Genomic DNA, 24,823 nt, shown 5'->3' with positions numbered 1-24,823 from the left:
TTTGCGCGCCTTCTTGTCTTTTATGAAAGCCGCCCTGTGAGTCTGATTTCAAGCCTGAATCCAAGCCTGTCTTTGTTGCATCGCAAGTCCGCTGTTCGACGGGCCCCGCATTCGGCGCGTGCTTTGGGCTTGCGTCTTCCTGCGCTGAGCTTGGCGGCTTTGCTGCTTTCTTTGGCCATGGCGCCTAAAGCTCAGGCCGAGGTTTTCAAAGATGCCGCCCTTCAACAGGCCCTGGCGGCAGGCAGCATGTCGGAGCTGGAACGCTTGGGACAACAGCGCTTGGCTGCGGCGCCGGATGATGTGGAAGGCCTGGTGGCTCGGGCCTGGGGTTTCAGCCTGGGTTACGACAGCAAGGCCTTGGAGGCGGGGCAAAAGTTAGCCGAACAGTGTCTGGCCCGCGCGCCCAACGAGGCTATTTGCCATTTGGCTCTGGCCCAGGTGCAGGGCAAGCAGGTCTTGGTGGAAAGCCGCCTCAAGGGCATGAGCTTGCTGCCCAAGGTGCGTGCCAGCCTGGGCCGAGCCCTTGAGTTGAACCCCGACTTGTTTGAAGCACGCAGCAAGCTGGCACAGATCTATTTGCTGATCCCTGAGTTCCTGGGCGGCAGCGTCAGAAAGGCGCGCGAATTGGAGCAGGCCATTCGCAGCAAGCAGCCCGAGCAGGCGAGGCTGCTGCGATCCTTGATCGCGGCCCGTCAAGACGCCTGGGACGAAGCCGAACGCGAACTGATGGCAGTGCGTGTGGGCAGCGATGCAGCCCTGGCCGACGATGTGCGCAACGCTTATGGCGAATTGGGCCGCCACTGGATCAAGGCGCAGCAGTTTGACCGGGTCAAGCGCCTCTACGAGCAATTGCAGAAAGACCAGCCCACGCAAGCGGCTGCGTCTTACTATTTGGGCCGCTTGGCGCAGGAGCTGGATCAGAACGCCGAGGCTGTCCGTCATTTTGAGAAGGCCTTGAGCCTGGCGGGCGCCGATGGCTTGCCCATCGATCACCGCCTGGGCGATGCCTTGGTGGCCACCGGCCAGACCGACAAGGCTCGGCTGGTCTACAAACGCTATATCGAGAGCAAGCGGGCCGAGCCCGGCCATCTGAAGGATGCGCGCAAGAGCTTGGCCGCACTGAGCTAACGCGGCCTCGGCCCGCCGCCCGGACTTATGATGCGCGGCTTGTTCTCTAGGCGGCATGCCCTCATGTCTGCCGTTGCTCCCAAGGACTTCTGATGTGGGTTCATCCCCAATTTGACCCGATTGCTATCAAGCTCGGCCCCTTGGCCGTGCATTGGTATGGCTTAACTTATCTGGCCGCATTTGGCATGTTCTTGTGGCTGGCCAATCGGCGCGTGGCGAGACCCGACTTTGCCAAGGCGGGCTGGAGCAGCCGGGATGTAGATGACCTGCTGTTCTTTGGCGTCTTGGGCGTGGTGCTGGGCGGGCGACTGGGCTATGCATTGTTTTACAAGCCTGACTACTACCTGCACCACCTGGGCGAAGTTCTGGCGGTGTGGAAGGGCGGCATGTCCTTTCATGGCGGGCTCTTGGGCGTGTTGGTGGCCATGGCCTTGTTTGCCAAGCTGCGCGGCCGCACTTTCTTTGAAGTCACCGATCTGATCGCTCCTTGCGTGCCGACCGGCTTGGCGGCAGGCCGGGTGGGCAACTTCATCAATGGTGAGTTGTGGGGCCGTGTGGCCGATTCGAGCCTGCCCTGGGCCATGGTGTTTCCGCAATCGCCGACGCTGGAGCCGCGCCACCCCTCGCAGATCTACCAATTCATTGGTGAGGGCCTGTTTCTGTTCACGCTCTTGTGGCTGTATGGGCGCAAGGCGCGCCTGACCGGGCAGGTCTCGGGCTTGTTCTTGATCGGTTATGGCGCGCAGCGTTTTGTGACTGAGTTCTTCCGTCAGCCGGATGATTTCTTAGGTCTGCGCGCCTTGAATTTGAGCCAAGGTCAATGGCTGTCGCTGCCCATGGTGGTGGCGGGCATCGCCATCTGGCTGTGGGCCAGTCGTCGCAAGGCCTGAGTTTGTTTTTTTGAGTTTCTAGAGTCCCATGCGTCAAATCTTCTTCGACACCGAAACCACCGGCCTGGCCGCCGAGGGCGGCGACCGCATCATCGAAATCGGCTGCGTCGAGATGATCAACCGGCAGCTGACCGGCAACAACTTGCACCTCTACATCAACCCGCAGCGCGCCAGCCATGAAGATGCGCTGCGCGTGCACGGTTTGACCGAGGCCTTTCTGTCCGACAAGCCGCTTTTTTCGCAGATTGCCGAGCAGTTGCTGGAGTTCCTGGCCGGTGCCGAATTGGTGATCCACAACGCGCCCTTCGACATTGGCTTCGTCAATGCCGAGCTGCGCCGCCTGAGCAAGCCGCCCATCACCGACATCGTCGGCAGCGTGCGCGACACCTTGCTGATGGCGCGAGACCTGTTCCCAGGTAAAGCCAATTCGCTGGATGCGCTGTGCCGCCGCTTGGAAGTGGACAACTCCAACCGCAAGCTGCACGGCGCGCTCTTGGATGCGGAGCTGCTGGCCGAGGTCTACATCCGCCTGACGCGCGGACAAGATTCCTTGGTGATGGACGATGCCGGTGAGAGCAACCAGTCCAGCGAGTTCAAGCTGGCCGCCGTGGACCTCAGCAGCTTTGCCTTGCCGGTCATTGCGGCCAACGATGCCGAGTTAGAGATGCATGAAAAAGTGCTGGGCGAACTCGACAAGGCCAGCGGTGGAAAAAGAATCTGGCAAGAAGCTTGAGTTCTTCAAAAGATTCATGGCATAATCGTGGGCTTCCCGGTTAGCGAAATAAGCAATTGATTCGCAAGCGATAAAAAGCAAACGGAAAACAAACAACCGGGCGGTTAGCTCAGTGGTAGAGCACTGCCTTCACACGGCAGGGGTCGCAGGTTCGAACCCTGCACCGCCCACCAGAACAGCACTTCGGTGCAGTCTTGGCAATCGCATCAAGACGCTCTGGTTGAATGTTTGTTGGTTCGTTTGCTGAGCTCGTTTTTTGACCAAAGTTACCGGGCGGTTAGCTCAGTGGTAGAGCACTGCCTTCACACGGCAGGGGTCGCAGGTTCGAACCCTGCACCGCCCACCAAACAAGTCTCGGCAATCGCATCGAGGCAGCCCTTTTCAAGGGGCGCAATCAATCCACCCGCCTTCATCGGCGCCGGTGGATTTTTTGTTTCCGAAACAGCCCGAACGACGAGTCTTGACGGTCTGCCAATCCGCTGGTTGTCGCAGTTTTGCTGCGCTCATTGGCAGGAAAGGGCGCTGTAGTGGCGAGTGATGAGGAGTTTGGGCGACACTTGTCCTCAATCCCTCGTGCAGGTCATTTCAAGGACACTTCATGCGCCAACGCAGCCCCGACTGGTTTGATGCTCAGTACAACAACCGACTGCGGGTGAGCCATAGCGCGGTCTTGCTGGATCGCTGGGCGCGCGCATCGCAACTGGTGCGCGAGAAGATGTTCTGCAAGCTCAACCTGGCCTATGGCGAGGGGCCGATGGAGCGGCTGGACTTGTTTCCGGCCGATGTTCACAAAGCGCCGATTTTGGTCCTGATTCACGGTGGCTATTGGCGCGCCTTGGACAAGTCTGATTACTCATTCTTGGCCAGCGCCTTCGCAGATGAGGGGGCCATGGTGATCGTGCCGAATTACTCGCTGTGCCCGGAGGTGGGGATTGATCGCATCGCCCTGCAACTGGTGCAAGCGCTGGCTTGGGTTTGGCGCCATGCGGCCGAGCATGGCGGCGACCCCAATCGCATCGTCCTGGCGGGTCATTCGGCCGGCGGACATTTGGCCACCATGCTCAGTTGCTGCGACTGGAAGTCGGTCGCGCCGGATCTGCCGCATCATCTGGTCAAAGGCGTGCTGTCCATCTCCGGCGTTCATGATTTGGCGCCGATTCGGCAGGCGCCTTTTCTGCAGGCCGATCTGAACTTGGATGCCGACGCTGTGAGGCGGCTCAGCCCCGTCCATTTCCCCGCACCGGAGGCACCGGTCTACGCCATCGTGGGGGGTGACGAGAGCGAGGAATTCAAACGCCAGACGCAATTGCTCCGGCAGGCCTGGGGCCAGCGTGCCGTGCCGATCTGCGAGGAAATCCCGGGCTTCAACCACTTCGATATCTTGCATGATCTGGCCGACCCGGAAGGGCGCAGCCACCGCTTGGCTCGCAAGTTACTTGAGCTGCGTTGGTACAGCGCTTTGCTCTGAGTTTCTTGCCTTGACGGCAATGGACTGCGGGTTTCTTCGGGTGAAGTCCGACACTTTGGCGGGCTGTGGATGGGGCTGAGAATTGGGCTCAACCGCATGGTTAGCGGATTGATACTCTCAGAAAGCCCTACATGAAGATTCGCTCACTCAGTCTTGCCATTCTGTTCGGCCTGACCCTGTCTCTCGGCGTGCAAGCGCAAGTGCCGGTGCAAGCTAATACCGACCATGCGCAAATGCTCGCCGCAGCGGACCCTGTGGCGGCGGCCAATAAGCGTCTGGTTTACGACTTCTGGCGTGAGGTCTTTGAAGGCGGGCAGTTGGACCAGGCTGGCAAATACCTGACTGAGGGCTATATCCAACACAACCCTAGCGTGCCCACGGGCCGCGAGGGTTTCGTCAAATTCTTTGCTCAATTCAGCAAGCCCAAGCCGCTTGAGGCTCGCATCAAAGCGCCTTTGGTGGCGGTGCTGGCCGAGGGGGATAAGGTGGTGCTGGTCTTTGTGCAAACCTTGCCAGAGCCTGAAGCGCCGGGCAAAACCTACACCAGCACCTGGTTCGATATGTTCCGCATCGAGGGCGGCAAGATCGCCGAGCACTGGGACCCCGCGACCAAGCGCTGAGCGATTCTTTTTCAGACCGCCAAGTAGCGGCCTGGCCGGTGGTTCACGGCCAGGGCCGCATTGATGGCCAGCATGCCCAGCAGGGACATGCCGACCTTTTCAGCCGGCACAAAGGCCAAGGCGCTGAGCAAGATGACGCCGTCCAAGACGGCTTGCACATAGCCCGCGCGCCAGCCACGTTTTTCTTGTAGCAGCATCACCACCACATTGAGCCCGCCCAGAGAGGCGCGGTGGCGGAACAAGATCAGCATGCCCGCTCCGATCAGCAGGCCGCCGGCAATGGCGGCAAACCAGATGTTCAGTTGCGCGAACTGCAACCAGCGCGGCAAGACTTCGGCCAATACCGCCATCAGGCTGACCGCGCAAATCGTTTTCAGCGTGAATGGCAGGCCCATACGCCGGTAGGCCAGCCAATAGAAGGGCAGATTGATGGCGAAAAACAGGGCGCCAAAAGGCAGGCCCGAGGCGTAGTGGATCAAGAAGGCAATGCCCACGGTGCCGCCAGTGAGCAGCCCTGCTTGCTTGAACAAGGCCACGCCAATGGCCACGAACAAGGTGCCGGTGAGGACGGCCTGCGCATCTTCCAGCCAAGAATGCCGAAACGTGCGTGTGGCGGTCTTTCGAATGCTCATGAGCCCAGGCCCGACATGAACCACTTGATCACGCCCTTGGCCAAAAAGCCCACCAGGCCGAAGCCCAAGCCCAGCAAGAGAATGAAGGTGCCGAAGCGGCCCGCCTTGGACTCTCGGGCCAGCTGCAAGATGATGAACACCATGTACAGCATGAAGGCGCCGACGCCCCAAGTCAGCCCCATTTGGGCGATTTCTTGTTCGCTGTATCCAAACATCCTGCGGCGTCTCGTGGTTCTTGGCGTTTGATTCAGTCTCGGGTGGAGACCAGGTCGCGGTAAGCGTGCCAGCTGGCGTGGCCCAACCAGGGCATCACAACGATGAAGCCCAGCATCAGCGAGGCCATGCCGGCCAGGGTCAGCAGCATGATCAAGGCGGCCCACAGGGCCACCGGCGCGGGGTACTCCATCACCACGCGCCAGCTGGTGAACACGGCGCCCAGCACACCAATTTGGCGGTCCAGCAGCAGCGGCACCGCAATCATGGTGGAGGCAAACATCGGCGCCGCCAGCAAGGCGCCGAGCGCCAACCAGGCCTCAAACAGATGCGACTCTTCGTTCAGCACCACATGGCGCAAGAAGTCCATCGGCTCATGGATGGGCGTGCTGGTGAATCCGGTGACCAGCGAGGCCGAGGTCATGACCCAGCCGGTGCCGGCAAAGGCCAGCAGCACACCAAACACCACCAAGCGGCCGTCGCGAGGCCGCCAAGCGCGCAGTACGGTGGAAAAACTGGGTTTCAGGCCGCGCTCTAAATCTCGGCTAATGACGTAGAGCCCGGTAGCCAGAATCGGCGCCACCAGCAAAAAGCCGCTGAAGGCGCCGGCCAGGAGCCAAAAGCGATGGCGGGCCAGAAAGAAGATCGCAACCCCAATCAAGGCCAAGATCAGGCCATGCGCCAGCGATGGACCGGGGCAGCGCAGCAGATCAGACCAGCCGCGCGCCAGCCAACCCAAGGGGCGCAGCAAAGGGATCGGCTTCACGCCAAATTGGCGCGATTGCTGAAGTGCCTTCTCGGTTTGTAGAAATTGCATGGGGTCTCGAGTTTCAACAGAAATGTTCTCATGCTCGCATGAGCAAGGCCTTGATGGGCATCAAGACAAACACCTGTTTGCCTCAATCTTGCCCTGAAATCGGATGTTCCGCCGGGACCAAGCTTTTCAGCATTTCGTGCGCACAGGCCTCCAGGGCCGCGTCCCCAGCATCCTTGAGCTGCAGACGCTGAGCCTGGGCCAATTGAGGGTAATGGTTGGCCAAAGAGCGTTCATAGCCCGGGTCGTAGTGCTCCACCATCAGCTCGCGGAAGGCGCTGGCCCAGTCGCCGCTGCGGGCCTGCGCTTGCCAACGTTTGACGCGTTCATGCCCGCGCATCGGAATCAATGCATCTAGCCTGGCGCAGAACTGCTCGGCTTGGGTCATGAAATGCGCATAGTCTTGCAGCAGCAATTGCACCCGCGCGTCCTCATCCATCTGCAGCCAGTAAAGATGCTGGCTGTCGCGCAGCGCTTCATACAGCGCGGCCGGCATGCGCAGCTGGCCGATCTTGCGGCTCTCGCTTTCCACAAACACTGGTCGGGCCGGGTCGAAACTGAGGAATCGCTGCCACAGCAGGCTGTCAAAGCGCTTCTGGCTGGGCTGCGGCTGATCCGGCAATGCGCCCAGCACCGAGCCGCGATGCAAGGCCATGCCTTCTAGGTCCAGCACCTGCGCGCCAAGTCGTTCCAGTGCATGCAAGAGTCGCGTCTTGCCGGTGCCGGTGCGGCCACACAAGACGTGGAACTGCAAGCCCTGAGGCTGGGTCTCCAAGGTCTCACGCACCTGGGCTCGGTAGGCCTTGTAGCCACCTTGCAGTTGGCGCGCTTTGAAGCCAATCTGACCCAAGAACCAAGTCATGGCGCCCGAGCGCTGGCCGCCTCGCCAGCAGTACACCAAGGGCCGCCAGCCGCGCGACAAAGGTTCGGCATGCTCGTCCAGATGGCGGGCGATATTGCGCGCGACCAGGGCCGCGCCAATCTTGCGGGCCTCAAAAGGCGAGCTCTTGTAGAGCAGGCCGACCCGGTGGCGCTCTTCGTTGTCCAGCACCGGCCAGTTGAGCGCGCCGGGCATATGGTCTTCCGCAAACTCGGCCGGCGAGCGCACATCGATGATGGCGTCAAACTCGCTCAGCTGAGCCAGGGCTTGCTGAACCTCAATCAGGATGGATGGTGGCTTCATAACTGCAGCGAGACGGCGTCCAGCAACTCGCTCTCGATCTGCAGCTGCGCCTTGTTGTGCTGCAGCGCCGCGCCGTCGACCAAGAAAGTGTCCTCCACCCGTTCACCCAGGGTGGAGATTTTGGCTAACTGCAGATTGATGCCGTGGCGCGCCAGCACGCGGGCAATCGCGTACAGCAAGCCGGCGCGGTCACTGGTGCTGATGGACAGCAGCCAATGTTGGGCGCGCTCGTCCGGACGCAGCGCAATCCGCGGTGTGAAGGGGAAGGACTTGACGCGACGGGACAGGCGCCCGCGACGCGGCTCGGGCAATGGGCCGTCCGTCATCAAGGCCTGGGTCAGTTTGGCTTCGACCAAGGAGACCAGGTCGCGGTGATGCAAGTCCAAGTCAGGGCTCAACACCTGGAAGGTGTCGAGTGCGAAGCCCTGGCGGGTGGTGTGCACCTTGGCGTCCAGGATGTTGAAACCAGCGCCGTCGAAGTAACCGCAAATGCGAGCGAACAAGTCCTGCGCATCGGGCGAGTAGACCAAGACTTGCAGCCCTTCGCCGATGGGCGAGGGGCGCGCGCGCACGATGGGTTTGTCGGATTGCACATGGCGCCACAGCGAGCGCGCATGCCAGGCCAAATCGCTGGCTTCGTGGCGAGCAAAGTAGCTGAGCTGCAAGGTCTCCCACAGTTCCGCTTCGGTGCCGGGCAGCATGGAATGCAAGGCCAGCGCTTGACGGGCCTCTTGTTTGCGGGCCTCGATGTCCGCCGTCAGATTCGGTTGTGCGCCGCCCAGTGCGCGCAGGCTGATGCGGTAGAGGTCTTCCAGCAGCTTGCTCTTCCAGGCATTCCAGACCTTGGGGCTGGTGCCGCGGATATCGGCCACCGTCAGCAAATAGAGCGCGGTGAGGTGGCGCGCATCGCCCATTTTTTGGGTGAAGCGCTGGATCACATCGGGATCGGAGAGGTCTTCTTTTTGCGCCACCCTGGAGAGCGTCAGGTGATGCTGCACCAGAAAGACGGCCAACTCGGTGTCTTCCTTGCTCAGGCTGTGATCGCGGCAGAAACGTCGCGTTTCCACCGCGCCCAGATCCGAGTGGTCGCCGCCTCGGCCTTTGGCCACATCATGGAAGAGCGCCGCAATATAGAGCAACTCCGGCTTGTCCCATTGCGCTGCCAGCTGTGAGCAAAACGGGTACTCGTGCGCATGCTCTGGGATGAAGAAGCGCCGCACATTGCGCAGCACCATCAGGATGTGTTGGTCCACCGTGTAGACGTGGAACAGATCATGCTGCATCTGCCCGACGATGCTGCGGAACACCCACAAATAACGCCCCAGCACCGAGGTCTGATTCATCAGACGCATCGCATGCGTTTGCCCTTCGGACTGGCGCAAGATCTGCATGAAGGTGGCGCGATTGGCCGGGTCGCGCCGGAAGGCGCTGTTCATCCACTCGCGCGCGTTGTAGAGCGCACGCAGGGTGCGGGCCGAGAGACCCTTGATGCCCGGCGTTTGTTGATAGACCAAGAAGGTGCGCAGGATGGCGTGCGGTTCGCGCTGGTAGAGGTCATCGCTTGCCACCTCCAGCATGCCGGCGCGGTCGAGGAAGTGATGGTCAATGCGCCGCATCAGCTGTTGCTGCGAGCCATTGACCTGTTCTTCCAGGTTCAGCAGCAAGATCTGATTCAGCTGGGTGACCGCCTTGGCCGCCCAGTAGTAGCGCCGCATCAGCACCTCGGAGGCCCGATGGCCCTGACTGGCCTGGTAGCCAAAGCTCTCGGCCACGGCGTTTTGCAAGTCAAAGACCAGCCGGTCTTCGCGCCGCCCGGCCACGCTGTGCAGGCGCGCGCGAATCAGCTTCAGCAAACCCTCGTTGCGCTGCAGCTGCCGGCTTTCAAAGGCGGTGATCAGGCCGCGGTCGGCCAAGGCCTTCCAGGTCTTGCCCAGGCCAGCAGCGCGGGCGATCCAGATCAGCACCTGCAGATCGCGCAAGCCGCCGGGGCTTTCCTTGCAATTGGGCTCGAGCGAGTAGGGCGTGTCGTCGTACTTGGTGTGGCGCTGCTGGGCTTCCAGGGTCTTGGCGCGCAAAAAAGCGCTGGCGTCCATGGCAGCCATCAGCGCCTGTTCCATCAGCTTGAACTGGGCGCGTTTGCCGGCCAGCAGCCGAGCTTCCAACAAGGCGGTTTGTACAGTGACATCGCCCGCCGCTTCTTGAACGCATTCGCCCAAGGTGCGGACCGAGGAGCCGATCTCCAGGCCGATGTCCCAGCAGGAGGTGATGAAGGCCTCGATCGCGGCTTTGACCGGGCAATTGGTGTGGGCTTCGACGCCGTCGGGCAGCAGCACCAACACATCCACATCGGAATGCGGGAACAGCTCGGCGCGACCATAGCCTCCCACGGCCACCAGGCATGCGCCGGCCGGCATTTCTGCACGCGCCCACAACTGCTGCAGATAGCCGTCGACATGACGGGCCAGTTGGCGCAGCAGCCGAGAAGCGGCCAGTTGTGTGGGCGGTCCGGCGCGGAAGGCGTTGATCAAGGCCAGCTTGCCGGCCTTGAAACCCTGGCGCAATTCCGCAAGGCTGGGCTGTGGGGGCACTGACTCTGGCAAGGCCTGGCTGCCCATCAGATCAGGTGTTGATGAAGGCAGGCGGTGGCGGGCTGCCGTCCGACAAGGTGAAGACCTCGTAGCCGGTTTCAGTCACCACCAAAGTGTGTTCCCACTGGGCCGAGAGCGAACGATCCTTGGTCTTGATGGTCCAGCCGTCGTTGTGCTCGCGCATATGGCGTTGGCCGGCGTTCACCATGGGCTCGATGGTGAAGACCATGCCGGGCACCAAGACGTCCAGCGTGCCGGGGCGGCCGTAATGCAGCACTTGCGGCTCTTCGTGGAAGACCTGGCCGATGCCGTGGCCGCAGAACTCGCGCACCACCGAGAAGCCGGCGTTTTCGACGAAGGTTTGAATCGCATGGCCGATATCGCCCAGATGGGCGCCGGGCTTGACCTTGGCAATGCCCTTCCACATCGCTTCGTAGGTGAGGGCGCACAAGCGCTTGGCGGCGATCGAGCCTTCGCCGACCACAAACATGCGGCTGGTGTCGCCATGCCAGCCGTCTTTGATGACGGTGACGTCGATATTGACGATGTCACCGTTCTTCAAGGCGCGGCCATCCGGGATGCCGTGGCATATCACATCATTGACCGAAGTGCAGATGGACTTGGGGTAGGGCGTGTAGCCCGGTGGTTGGTAGTTCAACGGCGCCGGGATCGCGCCTTGCACATTGACGATGTAGTCATGTGCCAGCTTGTCGAGCGCTTCGGTGGTGATGCCGGGTTTGACATGCGGCGTCAGCATGTCGAGAACCTCGGAGGCCAATCGGCCGGCTATGCGCAGCGCTGCAATGTCGGCGCCAGTTTTGATCGTGATCGTCATGCGGACATTTTAGCTTTGAGGCTGAAGCCGGCTGACTGCTCACCTCTCAAAGGCTGGCGCCTGCAGGGGCGATCAGTCCGCCCACACCACCAAGCCGCTCCAAGCGGTGGCCAGCACCACGATGCCGAAGGCGATGCGGTAGTAAGCAAAGGGCACGAAGCTGTGGCTGGAGATATAGCGCAGCAGCCAGCGCACGCAGATCCAAGCGCTGATGAAGGAGAACAGCAGGCCCACGCCGAACATCGGAATGTCGGCGCTGCTCAGCAGGGCGCGCTCTTTGTAGAGGCTGTAGGCGCCAGCGCCGATCAGCGTCGGAATGGCCAAGAAGAACGAGAAATCTGTGGCCGCCTTGCGTGACAGGCCCATCAACATGCCGCCGATGATGGTGGAGCCCGAGCGGCTGGTGCCGGGCACCATGGCCAAGCATTGAATGACGCCGACCTTCAGCGCATCCAGGGGGCTCATATCGTCGACCGTCTGGATGCGAACCTCGGCTTGTTGACGACGCTCGGCCCACAAAATGATGAAGCCGCCCAGAATGAAGGTGGTGGCCACCACGGTCGGGGTGAAGAGATGCGCCTTGATGGCCTTGCCGAACAGCAGGCCCAGCACCACGGCCGGGAAGAAGCCAATGGCCACATTGATCACAAAGCGGCGCGCCCGTGCGTCCGAACCCAGGCCGGCGGCCACTTCGCGCAGGCGTTGGCTGTAGACCAGGATGACGGCAAAGATGGCGCCGGTTTGGATGGCGATGTCAAACACCTTGCTCTTGGCGTCATCAAAGCCGAGCAGAGAACCGGCCAGGATCAAATGGCCGGTACTGGAAATCGGCAAAAACTCGGTCAGGCCTTCGACGATGCCCATGATGGCGGCCTTGATCAGCAAAATGGCGTCCAAACGCTACTCCCTCAAAATGAATGGCCGCGATGATAGCCGCCGCGTGTGACCGCACTCGGCGGCAGTGCCTGAGCTCATGGTTTGACTGGCTTGACCGGCTTGATGCGGGGCGCATACATTACTGACCAGTTAGTCATTAACGCCATCGCGCCACGCAGCTGTTGAGCACCGCCCCCCGTCAAAGACGCAAAGAAGCCCGCCCGCAGGAGTTGCTGGCGGCGGCGCTCGCCTTGTTTGTCGAGAAGGGCTTTGCGGCCACGCGTTCTGAGGAAGTGGCTGCCCGCGCTGGGGTTTCCAAAGGCACGCTTTATCTCTACTACCCCAGCAAAGAAGAGCTGTTCAAGGCGGTGGTGCGCGAGAACCTGTCCGCACGCATCGCCGAGGCGGTGGAGTTGGCGGCTCAGCACCAAGGCCGGGTGAGCGATTTATTGAGCCATGTGATGAAAGCGTGGTGGGAGCAGGTCGGCCTGGGCCCGGCCGGCGGCATCACCAAGATCATGATGGCCGAGGCGCGCAACTTTCCGGACTTGGCGCGCTTTTATGTAGACGAGGTGGTGCAACCGATACATCGCTTGCTGGCGGGCCTGATCGAGCGCGGCATTCGCAGCGGTGAGTTCCGTGCGGTGCCGCCGGCCGAGACGGTGCATGTCTTGATCGGGCCGATGTTGCACATGATTCTTTACGAACACTCCCTGGGTGCTTGCCGCCTGCATGGCCCCACAATCGACGCGCCCGCCGTGCTGGCGGTGCAAATGGATCTGGTCTTGCGCGGCCTCTTGGCCGAGCCGGCAGGACTTTGAGACTTCTCCTCCCTCCTACGTTTTTTGCGAAAGTTTCTGTGCGATGAAGCCTTGGTTGAAAGTGACGCTTGCGGTGCTGGCAGTGGCCGTGGTGGCGGGGGCGGGGATGAAATGGTTGAAGGGCCGTCAGGCGCCAGCGCCTGTGACGTCCAAGGCGGCCGCGGGTCTGGCCTTGGCGGACATTGATGTGCTGCGTGTGCAGCGCCAGCGATTCGCCGGCAGCTTGGAAATCTCAGGCAGTTTGCGGGCGGTCGAGACCGCCATGATCAAGGCCAAGGTGGCAGCCGAACTGGCTCAGTTGACGGTGCGCGAGGGCGATGCGGTGCGAGCCGGCCAAATGCTGGGCCGGCTGGAGACCTCGGAGCTGGATTGGCGTTTGAAGCAGGCCGAGCAAAACGCCTCGGCTGCCAAGTCGCAAGTGGACATTGCTCGGCGCACCCTGGATAACAACCGGGCCCTGGTGTCGCAAGGCTTTATTTCGGCCACGGCTTTGGATACTGCGGTGGCCAGCGCCGCCGGTGCCGAGGCCAGTTTTTTGGCCGCTAAAGCTGCGGTGGAGTTGGCGCGTAAGTCGCAGGGCGACGCGGCTCTGATTGCGCCGATCTCGGGCCAGGTCTCGCAGCGCTTGGCTCAGCCGGGTGAACGGGTGGCGATCGATGGCCGCATCCTGGAGATCGTCAATCTGACGCAGATGGAACTGGAAGCCGCGATACCCGCGGAATTGGCGGCAGGCTTGAAGCCGGGCGCCCAAGCGCTGCTCTCGGTCGATGGCCTGTCGGCCGAGGTGCCGGCGCAACTGGCGCGCATCAACCCGGCGGCCCAGGCGGGTTCGCGCTCGGTGTTGGTCTATTTGAAGGTGCAAGGCCAGCCGGGCCTGCGTCATGGCATGTTCGCTCGGGGTCGCATCTTGTTGGATGAAGCCGAAGGCCTGGTCGTGCCACCGAGCGCGGTGCGCGTGGAAAAGGCGCGGCCTTATGTGCTGCAAATTTTGGACGGCAAGACTCGCTCACTGCCTGTGACCCTGGGGCGCAGCGGTGAAGTGGCGGGGCAGCCGGTGGTCGAGATTGTGTCGGGCGCTGCGGTGGGCGATTTGCTCTTGTCGGGTGCGGCCGGCCAAGTGGCGGATGGCACGCTGGTGAAATTGCCGGCGCCAGCAGCTTCGGCTGCATCGCGCTGAGGCGAGGGCGCTCGCCATGTGGTTCACCCGCGTTTCGATTCAAAACCCCGTCATGGCCGTGATGGTCATGCTGGCCTTTGTGGTCTTGGGCCTGTTCAGCTATCAACGGCTGTCGGTGGACCAATTCCCCAATATCGACTTTCCGACCGTGGTGGTGCAGCTGGACTATCCCGGTGCCTCGCCCGAGATCGTCGAGAGCGAGGTCACCAAAAAAGTCGAGGAGGCCGTCAACACGGTGGCCGGCATCAACACCTTGACCTCGCGCTCCTACGAAGGTGCCTCGGTCGTCATCATTGAGTTCAATCTCGATGTCGATGGCCGCAAGGCGGCCGAGGATGTGCGCGAGAAGGTGGCCTTGATGCGGCCCACCTTGCGCGATGAAGTGAAGGACCCGCGCATCTCGCGCTTTGACCCGCAAAGCACGCCCATCTTCAATGTGGCGGTGCTCTCGGACGATGGCCAGCGCAGCACCCAGGAGCTGACCACCTGGGCCACCCAGGTGCTGCAAAAGCGTCTGGAAAACGTGCGCGGCGTCGGCTCGGTCAGCGTGGTGGGTGGGCTGCAGCGCCAGGTTCAACTGCGGCTGCGTCCGCAGGCCATGGAGTCGCTGGGTGTCACGGTGGATCAGGTGTTAGCGGCGGTGAAGAGCGAGAACCAGGAGCTGCCGCTGGGCTCGATCCGCTCGGCCGAGCAAGAGCGGGTGGTGCAAATCAATGCGCGACTGAAGAAGCCGGAAGACTTCCGCGACATCGTGGTGGCGCGCAAGGTGGGCAACTCGGTCAAGCTCTGGCAGGTCGCCGATGTGGTGGACGGCCCGCAGGAAGTCGAAAGCCTGGCGCTTTACAACGGCCAGCGCACGGTGCTCTTGAGCGTACAAAAAAGCCAGGGTGAGAACACCATTGAGGTGGTGGACGGCTTGATGCGAGCCTTGAAAGAAGCCGCCCCCATCACGCCCAAAGGCATCAAAACCGAGATCAACCGCGACAACTCGCGGGCGATTCGAGTCTCGGTGGCGAATGTGCAACGGACCTTGTTCGAAGGCGCGGCGCTGACCGTGCTGATTGTGTTTTTGTTCTTGAACTCCTGGCGCTCCACCGTCATTACCGGCCTGACCTTACCGATTGCCTTGATCGGCACTTTTCTCTTCATGTATTTGTTTGGCTTCACTATCAACAACATCACCATGATGGCCTTGAGCCTGTGTGTGGGCTTGTTGATTGACGATGCCATCGTGGTGCGAGAGAACATCGTGCGCCATGTGGCCATGGGCGCCAGCCCCAAGCAGGCAGCGCTGGATGGAACGGCCGAGATTGGCTTGGCAGTCTTGGCCACCACCTTGTCCATCGTGGCGGTGTTTTTGCCGATCGGCTTTATGGGTGGCATCGTCGGCAAGTTCTTTCATGAGTTCGGCATCACCATCGTGGCGGCGGTGCTGATCTCGATGTTCGTCAGCTTCACGCTAGACCCGATGCTGAGCAGCGTTTGGCACGACCCGCAGGCGCACGGTGTGCATCGTGGCCCGCCGGTGACGCTCTACGACAAGACGCTGGGCCGCATCACGCTGAAGTTCGATGACTTCACTGAGTGGCTGTCCGAGGCCTATCAAAAAATTCTGAGCTGGTCCTTGGCGCACAAAGGCGCGACGCTGGGCATTGCTCTGGCAAGCTTTCTGTTCAGCTTTGTCTTGCTGGGCGGTGTGGGCAAGGAGTTTGTGCCCAAGGCCGATTTGTCCGAAACCCAGATCAATTTCTATACGCCGGTGGGCTCGAGTTTGGAAGTCACCGAGGCCCGCGCCAAGCAGATCGACTTGCTGCTGCGCGAACTGCCCGAGGTGCGTTACACCGTCACCACCATCAATAGCGGCTTTGCGGCCGGCAAGATGTATGGCGCGATTTATGTTCGCCTGGTGGACCGCAAAGACCGCCAGCGCTCGGTCGCCGATCTGGCCCAGCCCATCCGCGAGAAGCTCGCCACCGTGCCCGGCATCACCGTCACCAATATTGGTCAAACCGATCTGGGCGGGGGCAAGAGCTTGCAGTTTTCCATCCAGGGCACGGATTTGGGCGAGTTGGAGCGCTTGTCCAAACAAGTGCAAGCTGAATTGATCAAGATCCCTGGTTTGGTGGACTTAGACACCACGCTCAAGCCCAACAAGCCGACCGTCTCCATCGAGGTCAAGCGCGATGCCGCTGCCGATGTGGGCCTGAACGTCAATGCGCTGGCGACCTCCTTGCGCACCTTGTTCGCCGGCACCACGGTGGGCAACTGGCGCGCGCCGGACGGCGAGAACTATGACGTGGTCGTGCGGCTCGGGCCGGATGGTCGTAACGCCTTGTCTGATCTGCAGCGCTTGCCGCTGAATGTGGCGCCAGCGGCCGATGGCTCGGCGCGGGTGGTGCGCTTGTCGCAGGTGGCGGATGTGCAGGCGTCCACCGGCCCGAACCAGATCAATCGACGCGATATGAGCCGCGAGATCACCATTGACGCCAATGCTCTGGGACGCAGCTCGGGCGAGGTCTCGGCCGACATCAAGGCGGTCTTGGACGGCATTGCCTTCCCGCCAGGCTACCGCTACAGCTTTGGCGGCTCGACCAAGAATATGAACGAGTCCTTCCAGTACGCGGTGGGCGCTCTGGGGCTGGCGGTGGTGTTCATCTACATGATTCTGGCGAGCCAGTTCAAGAGCTTTTTGCAGCCGCTGGCTTTGATGAGCTCGCTGCCGCTGACCTTGATCGGCGTGATCCTGGCCCTGCTGATGTTCCGCTCAACGCTGAATATGTTCAGCATCATCGGCATCGTGATGCTGATGGGCCTGGTCACCAAGAACGCGATTTTGCTGATCGACTTTGCGATCCGCTCGCGCCAGGGCGAGCATGCCCATGGCGTGGACGCCGAGCCCATGGGCCGCGAGCAAGCGCTGCTGCATGCCGCCAAAGTGCGTCTGCGGCCGATTTTGATGACCACGCTGGCCATGGTCTTTGGCATGGTGCCGCTGGCTTTTGCGCTCAGCGAAGGCTCGGAGCAGCGCGCGCCGATGGGGCAGGCGGTGATCGGTGGTGTGATCACCTCGTCCTTGTTGACGCTGGTGGTGGTGCCGGTGATCTATTGCTATCTCGATGATCTGGCGGTCTGGGCCAAGCGACGCTGGTCTGGAAATAGAATCGCCGGAGAGTGAATGAATGTGTTGCCGGCCTGTTGGCCTGCGCCGCTGAATGTCAAGGAAACGACAAGATGAATATCGAACAAGCCCGCTTCAATATGATCGAACAGCAGATCCGTCCTTGGGACGTGCTGGATGCTGGCGTTCTGCAATTGCTGGCCGTGGTCAAGCGTGAGGACTTTGTGCCTGCGGCGTACCGTGGCATCGCCTTCATGGACACCGAGGTGCCGCTGCCAGGTGGCCAGAAGATGCTGGCGCCACGCGTGGAAGCTCGTCTGCTGCAAGAACTGAAGGTGGCCCGCCACGAGAAGGTGCTGGAAGTCGGCGCCGGCAGCGGTTTTATGGCTGCGCTCTTGGGCCACCGCGCACAAAAAGTGTTCTCGCTGGAGATCAACCCGGAGCTGGCCGCATTGGCTGCAGCCAACTTGAAGCGTGCCGGGGTGACCAATGTGACCGTGCGCGAGCAAGACGGCGCCCAAGGTTTCGCTGCCGAAGGTCCGTTTGATGTGATTCTGCTGTCGGGCTCGGTGCAAGAAGTGCCAGCGGCACTCTTGGCTCAGCTGAAGGTGGGCGGACGCCTGGCAGCCATTGTGGGCGCTGAGCCGGTCATGCAAGCGCAGCTGATCACTCGCGTGGGCGAGAAAGACTTCCGCACCGTCAATTTGTTTGACACCGTGGCGCCGCGTCTGCAGGGCTTTGCTGCGGCCCAGGCCTTCAGCTTCTGAACCCCCATCGGATCGCGACTCAGGCTTATGTCAGTCCAAATCGGGGTGGGCGACTTGCAGGCGATGTGCCAATCGTCACCCAGGCCCTTGCTCTTGCTGGACGTGCGCGAGCCCTGGGAGGCGCAGCTGGCCTCGATTCAAATCGACGGGGTGCGCAGTCTGCTGATGCCCATGGGACAGGTTCCCGCTCGCTTTGAAGAGTTGGACGCCACGCAGCCCATCGTCTGTTATTGCCATCACGGGGTGAGAAGTCTGCAAGTCGTCGCATTTTTGCAGCGCGCGGGTTTCGAAAGCGTCTATAACCTCGCCGGTGGCATCGATGCATGGTCGACCGAGCTTGACCCTGCCGTGCCGAGATATTGAAGTCATGATTGAAACGCTGAGCGCCGAAGTCGAAAGTACAACAGGCTGCGGGATGTTCAGTGCTCCAAACCGTCAACACCAACAATCAAATCCCAAATGAGGAAGCTCATGCCAGTCCATCAAGCAAACAAATTGCGCCGCCCCTTGAGCCAAGTCGGTATGGCGTTGCTGATGGCCTTCGGTGCCGCCGGTGTGGCGCGCGCACAAAGCCTGCTGGAGCTCTACGACACCGCGCGTGCTTTTGACCCGACCTATCTGTCCTCGCGCGCGCAAGCGGAGACGGCCCAATACCGTCTGGGCCAAGCTGAAGCGCTGCTGCAACCGACACTGGGCTTGGGCGCGAGCGCCAACACCAACCAGGTTGACATGAAGAAGTTTGGTTGGACCGGCACCAACTCTGTGCAGGCCGGCCTGAGCGGCAGCTACAGCGTCTACAACAAGAGCAACCGCCTCACCGTCGAGCAAGCGCGTTTGGGCTTGGATCTGGCCGCTGCTGATTTGGAAACCGCCGAGCAAGACCTGATCGTGCGGGTCTCGCAGGCTTATTTCGATGTCTTGTCGGCCAAAGATGCCCTGACCACGACACGCGCCGCCAAGGCTGCCTTTGCCGAACAACTGGCCTCGGCCAAGCGTAATTTCGAGGTGGGCACGTCCACCATCACCGACACCCGTGAAGCGCAAGCCAAGTTTGACTTGGCCGTGGCGGCAGAAATTGGGGCCGACAATGATTTGCAGGTCAAGCGTCTGAAGCTGAACCATTTGGTCGGCAAAGTGGTCGATCCCAAGCCTTTGGCGGTGCCGGTGGCCCTGCCCGCGGTGGCGCCTGCTTCGGTGGAGCCCTGGGTGAATTTGGCCGAGGAGCAGCACCCGCTCATCCGTAAGGCCAAGGCAGGCGTGGATTCTTCTGTTTTGGATACCGGCAAGGCACGCGCCTCGGACGGCCTGACGGTGGATCTCACCGGTAAGTTGGGTGCCGTCAACTCGCGTGGCGCTGGCGCAGATTTGGCCGGCAGCACGGGCACCACCTCCAGCGGCAGCCTGGGCCTGTCGGTGACCCTGCCGCTCTACACCGGCGGTGCTAGCCAGAACAAGGTCAAGGAAGCCTTGGTCTTGGAAGAAAAAGCCCGGCAAGATCTGGCCAATGCGCGCCGTGGTGTCTCCGAAGGCACACGAACTTTCTTCTTCGGCCTGGTGTCCCAAGCCGCGCAAGTGAAGGCCCTGGAAGCCGCTGAGGCCTCCACCAAGCTGGCCTTGGATGCGACTCAGTTGGGCTACAAGGTCGGCGTGCGGGTCAATCTGGATGTCTTGAACGCCCAGACCCAACTCTTCACCACCCAGCGCGACCTCTCCAAGGCTCGCCATGACGCCGTCTTGCTGAACTTGAAGCTGCGCCAAGCGGCGGGCGTGTTGAAGCCAGAAGATGTGGCTGCCACCAACCAATTGCTGGCCAAGTAATCAGCCCTTGCTTTGATCTCTTTCCAGAAAGGCCCGCATCTAGCGGGCCTTTCTTTTTGTGGAGCTTGCTTGATGCCCCTTGAGCCCATCGGGCGTACTCAGAGCGGCGAGAATAGGGCGCATGCTTTATCTGATCTCTCCCGCCAAATCGCTCGATTACGAAACCCCAACGCCAGCGCCGCTGAAGGACTTGAGCACCCAGCCCCAGTTCGTGCCGCAGTCCAGCCAATTGATCAAGCTCTTGAAGAGCAAATCACCGGCCGATATCGCCGCCATGATGGCGTTGTCGGAGCCGCTGGCCGAGTTGAATGTGGCGCGCTTTCGGTCTTGGCGTCCGGAGTTCAGCCACAGCAATAGCAAGCCGGCGGTGTTGGCCTTCAATGGCGATGTCTACGAAGGCCTGGCTGCAGCCAGCTTGGATCTGGAGCAGATGCAATGGGCGCAGCAGCACTTGGCGATTTTGTCGGGGCTTTACGGCGTTTTACGCCCCCTGGACTTGATCCAACCCTACCGTCTGGAAATGGGCAGCCGATTGGACAACCCGGCCGGCGGGAATCTCTACAAGTTCTGGGGCGACCGTTTGGCCGAACATTTGAATGCTCGCGCGGCGGCGGCCCAAGTGCCGGTGATCGTGAATCTCGCCTCTCAGGAGTATTTCAAGGCCGCAGATCGCCCCAGCCTGAAGCCGCGTGTGATCGAGTGCGTGTTCGAAGATTGGAAGAACGGCCAATACAAAATCATCAGCTTCTTTGCCAAGCGCGCGCGTGGGCTGATGGCCCGTTACGCCATCACTGAGCGGATCGATACCCCCGCCGGTTTGCAAGACTTCAAGGCCGAGGGCTATGGCTTTGAAGCCGGTTTGTCGACGCCGGAGCGCTTGTTGTTCCGCCGACGGATGGCCTGAAAACTTCTTGCCGCGATCAAGCAAAATATTGGCATGAGTGGACAGCAACAAATCACCCCGGACCTGCGGCGATGGATCGATGCCCAAATGGCCGAAGGTTTCAGCCATGAGCAGATTTTGGCCGCCATGGTCAGCAGCGGTTGGCAAGCGCTGGTGGCGGCGCAAGCCTTGGAGCAAGCCCGTTCAGCCAAGCTTGGCCTGCCGGATTTGCCCTTGCGGCCAGCGGGCCAGGGGCTTCCGACCATTGATTTAAGCAGTGGCGCACCGAGCTTGTGGCTGGGCGATCGTTGGGTTCATGTGCTGATGAGTCTGGGGCATCCACGCGTCGTCTTGCTGGGCGGCTTGCTGTCCGAAGAGGAATGCGATGCGATGGTGGCTGCGGCCAAGGCTCGATTGGCACGCTCGGAGACGGTGGCCGCCAATCCGGTCGGCAGCGAAGTGAACGCCGCACGCACCAGCGACGGCATGTTTTTTGAGCGCGGCGAGAGTGAGTTGATTCAGCGCGTGGAAGCCCGACTCGCGCGGCTGATGAATTGGCCGGTTGACCATGGCGAAGGCCTGCAAGTGCTGCGTTATCGCCCTGGAGCCGAGTATTTGCCGCATTACGACTACTTCGATCCGGCCATGCCGGGTTCGGACGCCATCCTGGAGCGCGGGGGGCAAAGAGTGGCCACGCTGGTCATGTACCTCAACACGCCAGCAGCGGGTGGTGCAACCATCTTTCCGGACGTCAAGCTTGATGTCCTGCCCCTCAAGGGCAATGCGGTGTTCTTCAGCTATGAGCGCCCCGATCCCTCAACGCTGACCCTGCATGGCGGCGCCCCGGTTCAAGAGGGCGAAAAATGGGTGGCAACCAAGTGGTTGCGTGAGGGCGTTTTTGTTTGACGCGCCCTTGAGCGCATCCAAGCGGAGACAGTGTTCTCAGCGCCTCAAAGGCAATTGGCTTTGTTTCAATTGCCTGAGCACAAAGCTGGACTTGCTGTGGCGAATGCCGGGAATTTTGTAAAGCCGCTCGCGTAGCAAGCGCTCGTAATCGCGGGTGTCGGCCACGGCAATGCGTACGTAGTAGTCGTAGTCACCTGAGACCAAAAAGGCTTCCAAGACCTCAGGAATCTGCTCCAAGGCTTGGCCGAATTCAAACAAGGCTTGGTCGGAATGGTTGTCCAGCGTGACCTGCACGATCACGGTATCCGCCAAGCCGATCTTGGCGGCATTGACGCGTACCGAATAGCCTTCGATCACGCCCGCTTCCTCCATTCGCTTGATGCGACTCCAGCAAGGTGAACTGGTCAAACCCACTTGCTGGCTGATGTCTTGCAGGCTGATGCGGGCGTCTTGTTGCAGGGCATGCAGGATGGCGAAATCCAGTTTGTCGAGTTTCATTTTGTGAAATTGGATGGGAAAAGGAAAATTTGCTGAAATTTCTTGAGTTTAAAGAAATTTCAGCAGCCTTTGCTGCTTGGATTTGGGCACAGTGATGGCATGAAAGAACTGCTCGCTGACGCTCCCCTCTCAAGCCAGTCCCGCATACAAAAGCCGGCCATCGCGCCGCTCAACGGTGCCCAAGCCTTGATTGCCACCCTGTTGAGCCTGGGCGTGGATACCGTGTTTGGCTACCCCGGTGGCGCTGTGCTGCCGCTCTACGACGCTTTGCATGCCGAGCCCCGCTTGCGCCATATCTTGGTTCGACACGAGCAAGCGGCAGTCCATGCGGCCGAAGGTTATGCCCGCAGTTCGGGCAAGGTGGGGGTGGTGTTTGTGACCTCGGGCCCAGGCATGAGCAACACCACCACCGGCTTGCTGGATGCCTTGTGTGACTCGGTGCCGGTGCTGTGCATCAGCGGGCAGGTCGCAACGACGGCGATTGGCACCGATGCCTTTCAAGAATGCGATGCCTTGGGTATCTCTAAACCGGTGACCAAGTGGAATGTGCAGATTCGAGCCGTGGAGGAGGTCGCCGGGACGGTGCTCAAGGCCTATGCCTGTGCCGCGGGTGGTCGGCCGGGGCCGGTCTTGGTGGACTTTCCCAAGGATTTGCAATTGGCGAATATGGCGGATGTGGAGCGGGTGGCGGAGCGTGCCTCCGATCAAGCCTTGTCTTGTCCTGAGCCGAATTCAGTCAATGCGCACGCACAGGGCCAAGTCTCCCAGAGCGCATTGCTGGCTCGTGCTGTCGACTTGCTCAGCCAAGCACGCCGCCCGGTGTTTTACGGCGGCGGCGGTCTGATCAATGCAGGTGAACTGGCCTGTGCGGCCTTCAAGCGCCTCGTCCATCTCAGCCAAGCGCCTTGCACCTTGACGCTGCTGGGCCTGGGCGCCTTCCCGGCCTCCGATCCGCAATACCTGGGCATGCTGGGCATGCATGGCACCTTGGAAGCCAATCTGGCCATGCACCATGCCGACTTGGTGGTTTGTGTGGGCGCGCGTTTCGATGACCGGGTCACCGGCCGCCTCGATGGCTTTTGCCCTGGCGCCAAGATCATTCACTTGGACGTTGATCCGCGCTCCATCGGCAAGGTCGTGCCCACCGAGGTTGGCTTGGTGGGCGACTGTACGGCCAGCCTATTGGCGCTGGAGCAAAGCTGGGCCGAGCGCGGCAGCAAGGCCGCAGACTTGCGGGATTGGTGGCGGCGGATCCAGCGTTGGCGCGCCGAGGACTGCCTGGCTTTTGAAGATACAGCCCAAGGTGAGATCCTGCCGCAAGCCTTGATGGCCGGCGTCCAGGCGGCGATTGCCGGGCGCGATGCCATCGTGGCCACCGATGTCGGTCAGCACCAAATGTGGGCCGCACAGCACTTGCGATTGGAGCGGCCGCGCCGCTGGTTGAGCTCGGGTGGCGCGGGCACCATGGGCTATGGCTTGCCGGCGGCCATCGGCGCGCAGATTGCGCATCCGGACAAGTTGGTGGTTTGCGTCAGCGGCGACGCCTCGGTGCTGATGAATATTCAGGAGTTGTCGACCGCCATTCAACACCGTACCGCGGTGAAGTTAGTGCTTTGCAATAACGGCCGTATGGGCATGGTCAGGCAATGGCAAGAGCTGATCCACGGTGGCCGCTACAGCCACAGCTATACCGAGGCCTTGCCTGACTTTGTGGCCCTGGCGCGGGCCTTTGGCTGGCAGGCTAGTCGAGTTGAGCGGCGCGAAGATCTGGTATCAGCCTTGCAGGAGTGCATGACGGCACAAGGCCCATTCTTCCTTGATGTCCAGGTGCAGGCCGAGGAGAACTGCTTTCCGATGATCCCGGCGGGCGCCGGCCACCATGAGGTCTGGCTGGGCAAGAACCGGGTTTACCGCGAGACCTCGGTTTGAGCCTGTGAGCCCTTTAGTCATGCATGCTGCATGGGGGGCGGCTAGAAGCGATAGCGCATCGGCCAGGTTTCGCAAATCGTCATGAAGCCCATACTTTCCAGAATGGGGCGGCTCATGGGGGAGGCGTCAACCGCCATCCACTCAAAGCCTCGCGCTTTGGCCTCAGCAAAACGGACATCAAACAAGGCGGAGTAGACGCCTTGTCCGCGCCAATCGGCCAAGACTGCGCCGCCATGCAACTCCGGGAAGCGTGAGCCCGGTGGGTAGTCGGTCCAGCCGGTGCCTATGGGGCGACCATCGGCATAAGCGCAGAACATGCTCATGGATTCGGGGTGGCTGAGTGCGATGGAGAGTTTGTCGCGTAGCCATTCAAAGTCGCGCCCCCAGATCTGGGCCTGAACCGCCAGCACATCATCCAGGTCCCGGGCATCCACAAGCCGGCGCAGTTCAAGCCCTGCCGGCAAGGATCTTCGCGCGCTGCAGCCCTGCAGCGCGCTGCTTTGTAAGGGGTAGAGCATGAACTGCTCGCCTTCATCGGCCACAAAGCCTTCGGCCTCCAGCAAGGCTTTCAGTGAAGATGGTTGCTCCAAGGCATAGACCTTCCATTCGAAATCTTGGCGGCTGCGGCGGAAATGCCCAATTTGCTCGCGGATTTGGGCCAGTTCATGACCAGGGCTTAGGCGAGAGAAGCACAGCAAGGATTCGCCACCGCCCGGAGGCGCCGTGTGGCGGCGCAGATGCGGCAAGCACTCGAGCGCAAAGCCGTCGATCGTCAAATCTTGCCGGTCAAGGCGGAAGGCATCGAAGAGTTGCTGTGGGCTGAGGCTCATGGTCGAGCAGGTCCAATGTTGGGTGACGGATCGAGGGCGAGAAAGCAACTGGCCAAAGAAAAAGGCACCCGCAGGTGCCTTTTTTGAATCCGCCGC

23 protein-coding genes and 2 tRNA genes are annotated in these 24,823 nt (G+C 61.2%); 16 read left to right on the top strand and 9 right to left on the bottom strand.

From position 1 onward, the window contains the following. The first annotated feature begins 36 nt into the window (after nucleotides 1–36). The 7 genes from LNV06_RS02675 to LNV06_RS02645 all read left to right on the top strand — a co-directional run bounded on the left by LNV06_RS02675 (nucleotide 37) and on the right by LNV06_RS02645 (nucleotide 4,839). The gene (locus LNV06_RS02675) at nucleotides 37–1,128 is read left to right on the top strand and encodes a tetratricopeptide repeat protein (protein ID WP_263536687.1); all 1,092 of its coding nucleotides are present in this window, start codon (nucleotides 37–39) and stop codon (nucleotides 1,126–1,128) included. 92 nt (nucleotides 1,129–1,220) lie between these two features. Beyond that, entirely contained in the window at nucleotides 1,221–2,018 is a 798-nt protein-coding gene (gene lgt / locus LNV06_RS02670) for a prolipoprotein diacylglyceryl transferase (protein ID WP_263536686.1), read from the top strand. 28 nt (nucleotides 2,019–2,046) lie between these two features. Further along, entirely contained in the window at nucleotides 2,047–2,751 is a 705-nt protein-coding gene (gene dnaQ, locus LNV06_RS02665; RefSeq protein WP_263536685.1) for a DNA polymerase III subunit epsilon, read from the top strand. Between the two features lie 98 nt (nucleotides 2,752–2,849). Beyond that, nucleotides 2,850–2,924 (top strand) — tRNA-Val (locus LNV06_RS02660). 98 nt (nucleotides 2,925–3,022) lie between these two features. Beyond that, a tRNA-Val gene (locus LNV06_RS02655) sits at nucleotides 3,023–3,097 on the top strand. Nucleotides 3,098–3,349: 252 nt separating this feature from the next. Then, a complete protein-coding gene (locus LNV06_RS02650; RefSeq protein WP_263536684.1) occupies nucleotides 3,350–4,219 on the top strand; it encodes an alpha/beta hydrolase in 870 nt (289 codons plus the stop codon). Between the two features lie 131 nt (nucleotides 4,220–4,350). Continuing rightward, a complete protein-coding gene (locus LNV06_RS02645) occupies nucleotides 4,351–4,839 on the top strand; it encodes a nuclear transport factor 2 family protein (protein WP_263536683.1) in 489 nt (162 codons plus the stop codon). Nucleotides 4,840–4,850: 11 nt separating this feature from the next. Here the strand turns inward: LNV06_RS02645 and LNV06_RS02640 are convergent, their stop codons facing one another. From LNV06_RS02640 to LNV06_RS02610, 7 genes are all read right to left on the bottom strand, one after another. Further along, nucleotides 4,851–5,471, bottom strand: coding sequence for a YitT family protein (locus tag LNV06_RS02640; protein ID WP_263536682.1), 621 nt, complete (start codon nucleotides 5,469–5,471; stop codon nucleotides 4,851–4,853). Beyond that, nucleotides 5,468–5,686, bottom strand: a complete 219-nt coding sequence (locus LNV06_RS02635) for a DUF2788 domain-containing protein (protein ID WP_263536681.1) — start codon at nucleotides 5,684–5,686, stop codon at nucleotides 5,468–5,470. The genes LNV06_RS02640 and LNV06_RS02635 overlap by 4 nt, the downstream gene beginning before the upstream one ends. A gap of 32 nt (nucleotides 5,687–5,718) precedes the next feature. Next, nucleotides 5,719–6,501, bottom strand: coding sequence for a DUF2189 domain-containing protein (locus LNV06_RS02630; protein ID WP_263536680.1), 783 nt, complete (start codon nucleotides 6,499–6,501; stop codon nucleotides 5,719–5,721). Nucleotides 6,502–6,583: 82 nt separating this feature from the next. After that, entirely contained in the window at nucleotides 6,584–7,681 is a 1,098-nt protein-coding gene (gene mnmH, locus LNV06_RS02625) for a tRNA 2-selenouridine(34) synthase MnmH (protein WP_263536679.1), read from the bottom strand. Further along, a complete protein-coding gene (locus LNV06_RS02620; RefSeq protein ID WP_263536678.1) occupies nucleotides 7,678–10,296 on the bottom strand; it encodes a [protein-PII] uridylyltransferase in 2,619 nt (872 codons plus the stop codon). The genes mnmH and LNV06_RS02620 overlap by 4 nt, the downstream gene beginning before the upstream one ends. Before the next feature lie 4 nt (nucleotides 10,297–10,300). Continuing rightward, nucleotides 10,301–11,104 carry a type I methionyl aminopeptidase gene (map, locus tag LNV06_RS02615; protein ID WP_263536677.1) on the bottom strand — a complete coding sequence of 268 codons (804 nt, stop codon included), beginning with the start codon at nucleotides 11,102–11,104 and terminating at the stop codon, nucleotides 10,301–10,303. A 72-nt stretch (nucleotides 11,105–11,176) separates the two neighbouring features. Then, nucleotides 11,177–12,001 carry an undecaprenyl-diphosphate phosphatase gene (locus LNV06_RS02610; RefSeq protein ID WP_263536676.1) on the bottom strand — a complete coding sequence of 275 codons (825 nt, stop codon included), beginning with the start codon at nucleotides 11,999–12,001 and terminating at the stop codon, nucleotides 11,177–11,179. A 161-nt stretch (nucleotides 12,002–12,162) separates the two neighbouring features. Here LNV06_RS02610 and LNV06_RS02605 point away from each other — a divergent pair, with 161 nt between their 5' ends. The 8 genes from LNV06_RS02605 to LNV06_RS02570 all read left to right on the top strand — a co-directional run bounded on the left by LNV06_RS02605 (nucleotide 12,163) and on the right by LNV06_RS02570 (nucleotide 21,470). Beyond that, entirely contained in the window at nucleotides 12,163–12,801 is a 639-nt protein-coding gene (locus LNV06_RS02605; RefSeq protein ID WP_263536675.1) for a TetR/AcrR family transcriptional regulator, read from the top strand. Nucleotides 12,802–12,844: 43 nt separating this feature from the next. Further along, nucleotides 12,845–13,978, top strand: coding sequence for an efflux RND transporter periplasmic adaptor subunit (locus LNV06_RS02600; RefSeq protein ID WP_263536674.1), 1,134 nt, complete (start codon nucleotides 12,845–12,847; stop codon nucleotides 13,976–13,978). Between the two features lie 16 nt (nucleotides 13,979–13,994). Beyond that, a complete protein-coding gene (locus tag LNV06_RS02595) occupies nucleotides 13,995–17,153 on the top strand; it encodes an efflux RND transporter permease subunit (protein WP_263536673.1) in 3,159 nt (1,052 codons plus the stop codon). Between the two features lie 56 nt (nucleotides 17,154–17,209). After that, nucleotides 17,210–17,863 (top strand): protein-L-isoaspartate O-methyltransferase family protein, encoded by a 654-nt coding sequence (locus tag LNV06_RS02590; protein WP_263536672.1) that lies wholly within the window; start codon nucleotides 17,210–17,212, stop codon nucleotides 17,861–17,863. 27 nt (nucleotides 17,864–17,890) lie between these two features. Continuing rightward, entirely contained in the window at nucleotides 17,891–18,226 is a 336-nt protein-coding gene (locus tag LNV06_RS02585) for a rhodanese-like domain-containing protein (protein ID WP_263536671.1), read from the top strand. A 108-nt stretch (nucleotides 18,227–18,334) separates the two neighbouring features. Further along, nucleotides 18,335–19,681, top strand: a complete 1,347-nt coding sequence (locus LNV06_RS02580) for a TolC family outer membrane protein (RefSeq protein ID WP_263536670.1) — start codon at nucleotides 18,335–18,337, stop codon at nucleotides 19,679–19,681. A gap of 121 nt (nucleotides 19,682–19,802) precedes the next feature. Then, nucleotides 19,803–20,585, top strand: a complete 783-nt coding sequence (gene yaaA / locus LNV06_RS02575; protein WP_263536669.1) for a peroxide stress protein YaaA — start codon at nucleotides 19,803–19,805, stop codon at nucleotides 20,583–20,585. A gap of 33 nt (nucleotides 20,586–20,618) precedes the next feature. Then, a complete protein-coding gene (locus LNV06_RS02570) occupies nucleotides 20,619–21,470 on the top strand; it encodes a 2OG-Fe(II) oxygenase (protein ID WP_263536668.1) in 852 nt (283 codons plus the stop codon). 36 nt (nucleotides 21,471–21,506) lie between these two features. On the opposite strand, the gene LNV06_RS02565 is transcribed toward LNV06_RS02570, so the two are convergent. Further along, nucleotides 21,507–21,968 carry an Lrp/AsnC family transcriptional regulator gene (locus tag LNV06_RS02565; RefSeq protein ID WP_263536667.1) on the bottom strand — a complete coding sequence of 154 codons (462 nt, stop codon included), beginning with the start codon at nucleotides 21,966–21,968 and terminating at the stop codon, nucleotides 21,507–21,509. A 99-nt stretch (nucleotides 21,969–22,067) separates the two neighbouring features. On the opposite strand from LNV06_RS02565, the gene ilvB reads away from it, so the two are divergent. Further along, nucleotides 22,068–23,897 carry a biosynthetic-type acetolactate synthase large subunit gene (gene ilvB / locus LNV06_RS02560; RefSeq protein WP_263536666.1) on the top strand — a complete coding sequence of 610 codons (1,830 nt, stop codon included), beginning with the start codon at nucleotides 22,068–22,070 and terminating at the stop codon, nucleotides 23,895–23,897. A 41-nt stretch (nucleotides 23,898–23,938) separates the two neighbouring features. Here ilvB and LNV06_RS02555 read toward each other — a convergent pair whose 3' ends face one another. After that, the gene (locus LNV06_RS02555; RefSeq protein ID WP_263536665.1) at nucleotides 23,939–24,727 is read right to left on the bottom strand and encodes a GNAT family N-acetyltransferase; all 789 of its coding nucleotides are present in this window, start codon (nucleotides 24,725–24,727) and stop codon (nucleotides 23,939–23,941) included. Nucleotides 24,728–24,823 lie beyond the last annotated feature (96 nt).

This window comes from Paucibacter sp. Y2R2-4 (assembly GCF_025717535.1).
Classification (GTDB): Bacteria; Pseudomonadota; Gammaproteobacteria; order Burkholderiales; family Burkholderiaceae_C; genus Paucibacter_A.
This window is presented reverse-complemented; position numbering and strand designations above follow the sequence as displayed.

What these genes read in the sequence shown, in the direction of transcription:
- lgt (WP_263536686.1), top strand. Translation starts at nt 1,221, where the DNA reads ATGTGGGTTCATCCCCAATTTGACCCGATTGCTATCAAGCTCGGCCCC.
- dnaQ (WP_263536685.1), top strand. Translation starts at nt 2,047, where the DNA reads ATGCGTCAAATCTTCTTCGACACCGAAACCACCGGCCTGGCCGCCGAG.
- LNV06_RS02650 (WP_263536684.1), top strand. Translation starts at nt 3,350, where the DNA reads ATGCGCCAACGCAGCCCCGACTGGTTTGATGCTCAGTACAACAACCGA.
- LNV06_RS02645 (WP_263536683.1), top strand. Translation starts at nt 4,351, where the DNA reads ATGAAGATTCGCTCACTCAGTCTTGCCATTCTGTTCGGCCTGACCCTG.
- LNV06_RS02640 (WP_263536682.1), bottom strand. Translation starts at nt 5,471, where the DNA reads ATGAGCATTCGAAAGACCGCCACACGCACGTTTCGGCATTCTTGGCTG.
- LNV06_RS02635 (WP_263536681.1), bottom strand. Translation starts at nt 5,686, where the DNA reads ATGTTTGGATACAGCGAACAAGAAATCGCCCAAATGGGGCTGACTTGG.
- LNV06_RS02630 (WP_263536680.1), bottom strand. Translation starts at nt 6,501, where the DNA reads ATGCAATTTCTACAAACCGAGAAGGCACTTCAGCAATCGCGCCAATTT.
- mnmH (WP_263536679.1), bottom strand. Translation starts at nt 7,681, where the DNA reads ATGAAGCCACCATCCATCCTGATTGAGGTTCAGCAAGCCCTGGCTCAG.
- LNV06_RS02620 (WP_263536678.1), bottom strand. Translation starts at nt 10,296, where the DNA reads ATGGGCAGCCAGGCCTTGCCAGAGTCAGTGCCCCCACAGCCCAGCCTT.
- map (WP_263536677.1), bottom strand. Translation starts at nt 11,104, where the DNA reads ATGACGATCACGATCAAAACTGGCGCCGACATTGCAGCGCTGCGCATA.
- LNV06_RS02600 (WP_263536674.1), top strand. Translation starts at nt 12,845, where the DNA reads ATGAAGCCTTGGTTGAAAGTGACGCTTGCGGTGCTGGCAGTGGCCGTG.
- LNV06_RS02595 (WP_263536673.1), top strand. Translation starts at nt 13,995, where the DNA reads ATGTGGTTCACCCGCGTTTCGATTCAAAACCCCGTCATGGCCGTGATG.
- LNV06_RS02590 (WP_263536672.1), top strand. Translation starts at nt 17,210, where the DNA reads ATGAATATCGAACAAGCCCGCTTCAATATGATCGAACAGCAGATCCGT.
- LNV06_RS02585 (WP_263536671.1), top strand. Translation starts at nt 17,891, where the DNA reads ATGTCAGTCCAAATCGGGGTGGGCGACTTGCAGGCGATGTGCCAATCG.
- LNV06_RS02580 (WP_263536670.1), top strand. Translation starts at nt 18,335, where the DNA reads ATGCCAGTCCATCAAGCAAACAAATTGCGCCGCCCCTTGAGCCAAGTC.
- yaaA (WP_263536669.1), top strand. Translation starts at nt 19,803, where the DNA reads ATGCTTTATCTGATCTCTCCCGCCAAATCGCTCGATTACGAAACCCCA.
- LNV06_RS02570 (WP_263536668.1), top strand. Translation starts at nt 20,619, where the DNA reads ATGAGTGGACAGCAACAAATCACCCCGGACCTGCGGCGATGGATCGAT.
- LNV06_RS02565 (WP_263536667.1), bottom strand. Translation starts at nt 21,968, where the DNA reads ATGAAACTCGACAAACTGGATTTCGCCATCCTGCATGCCCTGCAACAA.
- ilvB (WP_263536666.1), top strand. Translation starts at nt 22,068, where the DNA reads ATGAAAGAACTGCTCGCTGACGCTCCCCTCTCAAGCCAGTCCCGCATA.
- LNV06_RS02555 (WP_263536665.1), bottom strand. Translation starts at nt 24,727, where the DNA reads ATGAGCCTCAGCCCACAGCAACTCTTCGATGCCTTCCGCCTTGACCGG.